Origin of the sequence: Pseudomonas sp. AF03-9, from assembly GCF_020515815.1 — a bacterium.
Classification (GTDB): Bacteria; Pseudomonadota; Gammaproteobacteria; order Pseudomonadales; family Pseudomonadaceae; genus Aquipseudomonas.
On the sequence record NZ_JAHPJF010000004.1, the window covers coordinates 115,678 to 123,123 of the forward strand.

Consider the following 7,446-nt stretch of genomic DNA (forward strand, 5'->3'; position numbering starts at 1 on the left):
TCCTTAAGCGATTTTCAGCAGGGAGGGGGAGTGCGCTGCAAACAACGGTGCAGCGCGTTCTGCCGCAAGACGGATACGGCCCTTCAAGGGCTCACTGGTTATTTGGTAGTCGGTGAAGTCGGCTTCGGTGGCGTACACACCAATCGGCAAGGTCAATGCCTGGAAGAAGCTGAACAGCGGACGCAACTGGTGATCGAGGACCAATGCGTGGCGTTCGCTGCCGCCGGTGGCGGCCAGCAGCACCGGGGTGTTGATCAGCGCGTTGAGGCCGACCAGGTCGAAGAGGTGTTTGAGCAGGCCCGGGTAGGAGCCGCGATACACCGGCGCAGCGACGATCAGCAGGTCGGCCTGCTCGATGGCCAACAGTTGGCTTTCGACCTCGGCCGGCAATTCGTCGCGGGACAGCGCACCGCCCAATGGCCGGGCAATGTCGCCCAACTCGATCAAGGTGGTCTGGATGGGCAGCAGGGTGGCGAGTTCCGCCAGCACGGCCTGGGTCAATACGAGGGTACGGGACGGGCGCCAGGTTCCGCCGGAGAGGGCAACGACATTCAGGGGACGGGTCATGAACAGTTCCTTTTTCAACAGTGGTTCACAGCAGGTGTGCAGCGTGTTGAGCAAGAGCTGTACCAAAGGCTGCGGGCCTTGAGTGGCGTGGGCTGTGGGCTCAGTGCTGGAAACTCCTGGTGTTGTCGGCCTGCTGATTTGTTGAATGGCTGTTGCCTGGGCAACAGTTGCGTGGCGAACAGTGCCCGTTGGGTGTGTTGCCATTTATAGAGGGTTAGGGTTATTCCGTAAATGAACGTATTTCCATATTTATAGATCAATAAAGAATATAAAAGGCGTAGCTATCGAAGGTGCCTCGGCGGCTGATAGCGACTATCACGGCAGGTGATTTTTCCCTGCCCAGGGGCGGGAGTAGCCTGTGTTCATTGACTCGAAACCCACTTCGCAGAGCCGCCACCATGAACCGATTGCTTGCTGTTGCCTTAATGCTTGTCACTTCCGTCGTCGCCGGGTGTGCGACTCATCCTGCGCCTGAGTTGCGTCCCTATTCGGTGGAAGAAAGCAGGCAGTTGGCCCTTGAAGCGCTGAGCCGTCGCGGCTTGTCGTTTGATGAATACCAACAGCAGCGTGCGGCACTGTTGGGGCAGCCACAAAAGTCCTACAGCTTCGATCGCCAGGGTGAAATGAACGCCGAACGCAGCGTAACCCTGCATGGTCGTCCCAGTTGAGTGGGGCATTGGCAGCGAAGAACCCGAGGTTTCCCTTAAGGAACCTCGGGTTTTTGTTTTCCATGGGGCGACTTCAGCCTGTTAAGCTGAATTTCAGGAGCGTTCCTACGCACATTTGCCTAAAGTGGTCCTTTTTTAATGGCATCCGATCGGTTAAACCTGACGACCTCTGTCCCGGTCGATGCCCCTGAGACGCTGCTCTCGGGAACCTGCTCTGCGAGTCTTTTACCTCATGAATAAACGTCCGTTGTATTTCGACTACGCCGCCACCACGCCGGTGGATGAGCGGGTCATCCAGGTCATGGTTGAGTGCCTGGGTTTCAACGCCAATTTCGGCAACCCTGCGTCCAGTTCCCACGCGTTCGGCCAAGCCGCCCGGCAAACGGTCGAGCAGGCACGTCGCCAGGTTGCCGAACTGGTCGGTGCCGCGCCTGAGCAAATCGTCTGGACTTCCGGCGCGACGGAATCGAACAACCTCGCGATCAAGGGCGTGGCCCAGGCACGGGGCGTGGCGGGCGGGCATATCATCACCAGCCAGATCGAGCACAAGGCCACCCTGGATACCGCGCGGCAACTGCAGGAAGCCGGCGTGGCCGTGACCTATCTGGTGCCGGACGCCGATGGGCTGATCAGCGCCGATGCGGTCAGCGAAGCGTTGCGTGAAGACACCTTCCTGGTATCGCTGATGCTGGTGAACAACGAACTGGGCACACTCAACGATATTCCGGGCATTGGCGCGCGGGTGCGTGAACACGGTGCGTTGTTGCACGTGGATGCTGCGCAGGGCGCGGGCAAGGTGGCGATTGACCTGGGTGAGTGGCCGGTGGACTTGATGTCGTTTTCCGCGCACAAACTGTATGGCCCCAAGGGCATCGGCGCGTTGTATGTGGGGCCGCGGGCGCAGCAGAAGGTGTTGGCGCAGATTCACGGCGGCGGCCACGAAGGCGGCTTGCGCTCCGGCACCCTGGCGACCCATCAGATTGCTGGCATGGGCATGGCATTCGCGCTGGCAGCGGCGTCTTTTGTCGAAGAGAAGGCTGTGATCGTGGGGTTGCGCCAACGTCTGCTGGAGCAGTTGGAGTCGGTTGGCGGTGTGCGCCTCAATGGCAGCGCCACCCAGCGTATTCCCCATACCCTCAGCCTCACATTTGGCGAAGGTGAATTCAACGCTGCGGCCTTGAGCGCGGGCATGGCGTTTTCTGCGACCTCGGCCTGTAATTCGGCAAGCAATGCACCGTCCCACGTACTTCTGGCGCTGGGGCATGATGCGCGCAGCGCCGGGCGTACCATTCGCTTGAGCCTCGGACGGTTTACCACCGAGCAGGATATTGATCAGGCCGTGCAGTTGATCAAGGCGGCATTCGCCAGTGCACCGGCGTTCTGGGCGGTCTGAGCCATTTTTCGCAACACATAATAATTATTCGTGGTTAGCAGGAGACACAATGAGTACGCAGCCCTTGACCCATGGAACGGTTCCCCAGCGCCTGGCGCAGACCCGCGAACTGATGCGCCGCGAGGGCATCCACGCCCTGCTGGTGCCGTCGGCCGACCCGCACCTGTCCGAGTACTTGCCAGGTTATTGGCAGGGACGGCAATGGTTGTCGGGGTTCCATGGTTCGGTGGGGACGTTGATTGTCACTGCGGATTTCGCCGGTGTGTGGGCCGATAGCCGCTACTGGGAACAGGCAACCAAGGAACTCAAGGGCAGCGGTATCGAGTTGGTGAAACTGCAACCGGGCCAACCAGGGCCGCTGGAGTGGTTGGCCGAGCAAACTCCGGAAGGTGCGGTAGTGGCGGTTGACGGTGCGGTAATGGCCGTGGCTTCGGCGCGGACCCTGGGTGCAAAACTGGCAGAACGCGGCGCACGCCTGCGCACCGACATCGACCTGCTGAACGACGTCTGGCAAGATCGCCCGCCGCTGCCGGACCAACCGATCTATCAGCACTTGCCGCCGCAGGCCACCGTCAGCCGTGGCGAAAAGCTCACGGCGCTGCGTGCCAGTCTGAAAGAGAAGGGTGCTGAGTGGCACTTTATCGCCACCCTGGATGACATCGCGTGGCTGTTCAACCTGCGTGGCGCGGATGTTTCGTTTAACCCGGTGTTTGTGTCCTTTGCGTTGATCAATCAACAACAGGCCACTTTGTTTGTGGCGCTGAGTAAGGTCGACACTGCGTTGCGCGCGGTGTTGGAGCGGGACGGCGTAACCTTGCGCGACTACAGCGAAGTGGCGGATGCGTTGCGTGCGGTGCCATCGGGTGCCACTTTGCAGGTTGATCCTGCGCGCGTGACGGCTGGGCTGTTGGAGAACCTCGATGCTGGCGTCAAGCTGGTGGAAGGCATTAACCCGACCACACTGGCCAAGTCCCGCAAGAGCCTGGCGGATGCGCAACACATCCGCCAGGCGATGGAGCAGGATGGGGCCGCGCTGTGTGAGTTCTTTGCCTGGTTGGACAGTGCGCTGGGGCGCGAGCGCATCACCGAGCTGACCATCGACGAACACCTCACCGCTGCGCGTACGCGTCGTCCTGGGTATGTGTCGCTGAGCTTCAATACCATCGCTGCATTCAACGCCAATGGCGCGATGCCGCATTACCACGCAACCGAGGAAGAGCACGCGCTGATCGAAGGCGACGGTTTGTTGCTCATCGATTCGGGCGGCCAGTACCTGGGCGGTACAACCGACATCACGCGGATGGTGCCAATCGGTTCGCCGAGCGAGGAGCAGAAGCGTGACTGCACTCGTGTGCTCAAGGGCGTGATCGCCTTGTCTCGCGCTCATTTTCCCAAGGGCATCCTGTCGCCGCTGCTGGATGCCATCGCACGTGCGCCGATCTGGGCTGAAGGCGTGGACTACGGCCATGGTACAGGGCACGGTGTAGGTTATTTCCTCAACGTGCATGAAGGCCCGCAGGTGATCGCCTATCAGGCGGCCGCTGCGCCGCAAACGGCGATGCAGGCGGGCATGATCACCTCCATCGAGCCGGGCACTTACCGTCCGGGACGCTGGGGCGTGCGTATCGAGAACCTGGTGTTGAACCGGGAAGCGGGCAAGACCGAATTCGGCGAGTTCCTCAAGTTTGAAACCCTGACCCTGTGCCCGATCGACACCCGTTGCCTGGAGCTTTCGCTGCTGACGGCGGATGAGCGTGAGTGGTTCAACGCCTACCACGCCGAAGTGCGCGAGCGCCTCAGCCCGTTGCTCAGTGGCGCCGCGCTGGAGTGGTTGCAGGTGCGTACGGCGGCTATTTGATCAGGGCTTCGCGCACAAACTCCAGACGGTCCTGACCGAAGAACAGCTGGTTGCCTACAAAGAAGCTGGGCGCACCGAACACGCCGCGTTGAACGGCTTGTTCGGTTTTGTCCTTGAGGGCGGTTTTTACATCGTCATCGTTGGCCAGGGCCAGGACCTGCTCAGGATCAAAACCATGCCCGGCAAGGACACTGGCCACGACGGCTGGATCGCCCAGGTGCAGACCTTCGACCCAGAGGGCACGGAACAGGCAATCGACAAAATCGTCGAAGCGCTCGGGTTGGCGCATCTGCATGCCGGTGACGGCACGCATCAGCACAAGGGTGTTGATCGGGAAGTGCGGGTTGAACTTGAGCGTCACGCCGTAGCGTTGGGCGTATCGCGCCAGGTCATCCAGCATGTAGCGACCTTTGGCGGGGACCATAATCGGCGATGCGTTGCCGGTGGCCTTGAATACGCCACCCAACAACATGGGCTGGTACACCAGTTGCGCCGCGGTTTCAGCGCACAGTGCCGGTAGTTGGGTATAGGCGAGATAGGTGGCCGGGCTGCCGAGGTCGAAAAAGAACTCCAGGGTTTTGCTCATGATCGATGCTCGCTGCTTATGGTTATGGGGCGTGCTTACCAAGGTTCATTCCAGGGGCGCAGGTCCAGCTCGAAGGTCCAGGCGTCTCTGGGTTGGCTATGCAGGTACCAATAGTTTTCGGCAATGTGTTCGGGGTTGAGGATGCCGTCCTGGTCCTTGAGCGCATACTTTTGTGGAAAGTTGTCGCGAATGAAGTCGGTATCGATGGCGCCATCGACCACCACGTGGGCGACGTGGATATTTCTCGGGCCCAGTTCTCGCGCCATGCTTTGTGCCAGAGCGCGGATCCCGTGCTTGGCCCCGGCGAACGCGGCGAAACCTGCTGCGCCGCGTAAACCGGCGGTAGCGCCAGTGAACAGGATAGTGCCTCGGTTACGGGTGACCATGCGTTTGGCGACTTCACGGGCGTTCAAGAAGCCTGAGAAACAGGCCATTTCCCAGATCTTGAAATACTTGCGCGCCGTTTCGTCAAGGATGCTGCAGGGCACGTTGGCGCCGATATTGAAGACGAACGCTTCAATGGGGCCGAGCTCGGTTTCGATTTTCTCGATCAGCGCGATCACGTCTTCTTCTTTACGTGCGTCGCAGGCAAAGCCATGGGCTTCGCCGCCGGCCGAGTGAATGCTGTCGACCAGAGGTTGTAATTTGTCGGCGCTACGACGGGTGACACAGGCCACATACCCTTCCTGGGCGAAGCGCCTGGCGATGGCGCCGCCGGTGGCATCACCGGCGCCCACTACCAATACGATTTTCTTGTTGTGTGTCATGGGAACTCCGTTGGCTCGATTGTCGAGCAGGAGTCTAGACGCAACACCGCGAGGGGCTGGGTATGTATCAGGAATTTAAGATGAGCAGTCGGAGGCTGACTGCTCGGTCGTTTACTTGCAGATGACGATCATGCTGCGGCTGGTATAGCCGGCGGGGTTGAGGCCGAAGGGGTAGTCCCCTGGCTCTTCGGAGTTGTCACCCGACTTGGCGATAACCCGGTAGCCTTTGGCGCCGCAGGAGTTGGTTGCACTGGTGTAGCACTGCTCCCAGGAGGACGACAGGCCGGAACAGTTGATATGCAGCCCTTTTTTGCCCCGTTTTACTTCTGTCTTGGTGGTCGCGGCACAGCCGGCAATCGCCACGATCATCAACAGCATCAAAATTCGCTTCATTCCCATCCTTAATAGCCGCTTCGCAATACTTGAAGCTGGCTCTACTCGCTCTCGAGTGTAGCGTTCGCGCTGTCCTTGTCGAAAGTCTCCATGAATGACATTCGTTTGCGGCTTTAACATGGCCTAAATAAGCGGCAAATACCAGAGCTACATTTCGATATGACTCAATCGGCAGGAACCAGCGGTTTGGAGCCGCTGCCCATCGTCAGCGTCGCCCCGACAGACGCCAGGATGATGCAGGTAATGGCCAGCCATTGCGCGAGGGAGAGGTGTTCTTGCAGGAAGAGCAGGCCTGAAAGTGCGCCGAATGCCGGTTCGATACTCATGAGCGTGCCAAAGGTGCGGGCGGGGAGACGTGTCAGCGCGACCATCTCCAGTGTGTAGGGCAGGGCAGTGGACAGGATGGCGACGCCGATAGCGATCGGAATCAGTGCAGGGGTCAGCAATGCGGCGCCGGCGTGGACGATTCCGATTGGCGCAATGAACAACGCGGCAATCATCACGCCGAGGGCAGCTGTTTGGACGCCGTTGTCGTTACCTGCTTTCTGGCCGAACAGAATATAGAGTGCCCAGCAGACGCCTGCGCCGAGTGCGTAGGCGGCGCCGATCAGGTCGATGCCGTGGCTGGTTTCTCCTGTAGGGATCAACAACAGCAGGCCAATGATGGCAAGGCCGATCCAGAGGAAATCCACCGCGCGCCGTGAGGCATATATCGCTACCGCGAGAGGGCCGGTAAATTCGAGTGCTACCGCAATGCCCAGGGGCACGCTGCGCAAGGACATATAGAAGAGGAAGTTCATGCCTCCCAATGCCAGGCCGTAGACGACGACGGTACCCAAGGATTTGGCTGTCAGCTTGGCGCGCCAGGGGCGTAATAGAAGCAGCATGATCACGCTGGCAAAAATCAGGCGCAGGGCGGTGGTGCCTTGTGCACCGACGATAGGGAACATGCTTTTGGCGAGCGAGGCGCCGGTCTGCACGGAAGCCATGGCGATCAACAGCAGGCCGACAGGGAATAATGTCGAGGCTAGGCTGCGAGAAGAGATGGTCATTGAGAGGGGGTGTCCGAGATCATTTTAAGAGTGGCGTAGGGCGCTATGATGCTCAACTGTTTAGCGTTGAGCAATATATTGCTCAGTCATTGGCATTGTCCCTTCTATATAGAGTGGTTTTGGCGGTTTTCAGGCTAATTGATAGTAAAAACAAATTAATGG

Annotated in this window: 8 protein-coding genes; 3 read left to right on the top strand and 5 right to left on the bottom strand. The window is 59.6% G+C overall.

All coding sequences use genetic code 11. From position 1 onward, the window contains the following. Positions 1-3: 3 nt before the first annotated feature. Positions 4-567 (bottom strand): FMN reductase, encoded by a 564-nt coding sequence (msuE, locus tag LIY36_RS09360; RefSeq protein WP_192301232.1) that lies wholly within the window; start codon positions 565-567, stop codon positions 4-6. Positions 568-965: 398 nt separating this feature from the next. On the opposite strand from msuE, the gene LIY36_RS09365 reads away from it, so the two are divergent. The 3 genes from LIY36_RS09365 (at position 966) to LIY36_RS09375 (ending at position 4,486) form a co-directional block, all read left to right on the top strand. Then, a complete protein-coding gene (locus tag LIY36_RS09365) occupies positions 966-1,235 on the top strand; it encodes a hypothetical protein (protein ID WP_226455507.1) in 270 nt (89 codons plus the stop codon). A gap of 232 nt (positions 1,236-1,467) precedes the next feature. After that, positions 1,468-2,628 carry a cysteine desulfurase family protein gene (locus LIY36_RS09370; RefSeq protein ID WP_226455508.1) on the top strand — a complete coding sequence of 387 codons (1,161 nt, stop codon included), beginning with the start codon at positions 1,468-1,470 and terminating at the stop codon, positions 2,626-2,628. A 49-nt stretch (positions 2,629-2,677) separates the two neighbouring features. Then, the gene (locus LIY36_RS09375) at positions 2,678-4,486 is read left to right on the top strand and encodes an aminopeptidase P family protein (RefSeq protein WP_226455509.1); all 1,809 of its coding nucleotides are present in this window, start codon (positions 2,678-2,680) and stop codon (positions 4,484-4,486) included. On the opposite strand, the gene LIY36_RS09380 is transcribed toward LIY36_RS09375, so the two are convergent. From LIY36_RS09380 to rhtA, 4 genes are all read right to left on the bottom strand, one after another. Then, positions 4,479-5,072, bottom strand: a complete 594-nt coding sequence (locus LIY36_RS09380) for a 2-hydroxychromene-2-carboxylate isomerase (protein ID WP_226455510.1) — start codon at positions 5,070-5,072, stop codon at positions 4,479-4,481. The genes LIY36_RS09375 and LIY36_RS09380 overlap by 8 nt on opposite strands. 35 nt (positions 5,073-5,107) lie before the next feature. Next, positions 5,108-5,839: an SDR family oxidoreductase gene (locus LIY36_RS09385; protein ID WP_226455511.1), complete on the bottom strand. Its 732-nt coding sequence runs from the start codon at positions 5,837-5,839 to the stop codon at positions 5,108-5,110. A 111-nt stretch (positions 5,840-5,950) separates the two neighbouring features. Beyond that, positions 5,951-6,232: a hypothetical protein gene (locus LIY36_RS09390; RefSeq protein ID WP_192301238.1), complete on the bottom strand. Its 282-nt coding sequence runs from the start codon at positions 6,230-6,232 to the stop codon at positions 5,951-5,953. Between the two features lie 164 nt (positions 6,233-6,396). After that, on the bottom strand, positions 6,397-7,284 hold the full coding sequence (rhtA, locus tag LIY36_RS09395; RefSeq protein ID WP_226455512.1) for a threonine/homoserine exporter RhtA: 888 nt from the start codon (positions 7,282-7,284) through the stop codon (positions 6,397-6,399). Positions 7,285-7,446 lie beyond the last annotated feature (162 nt).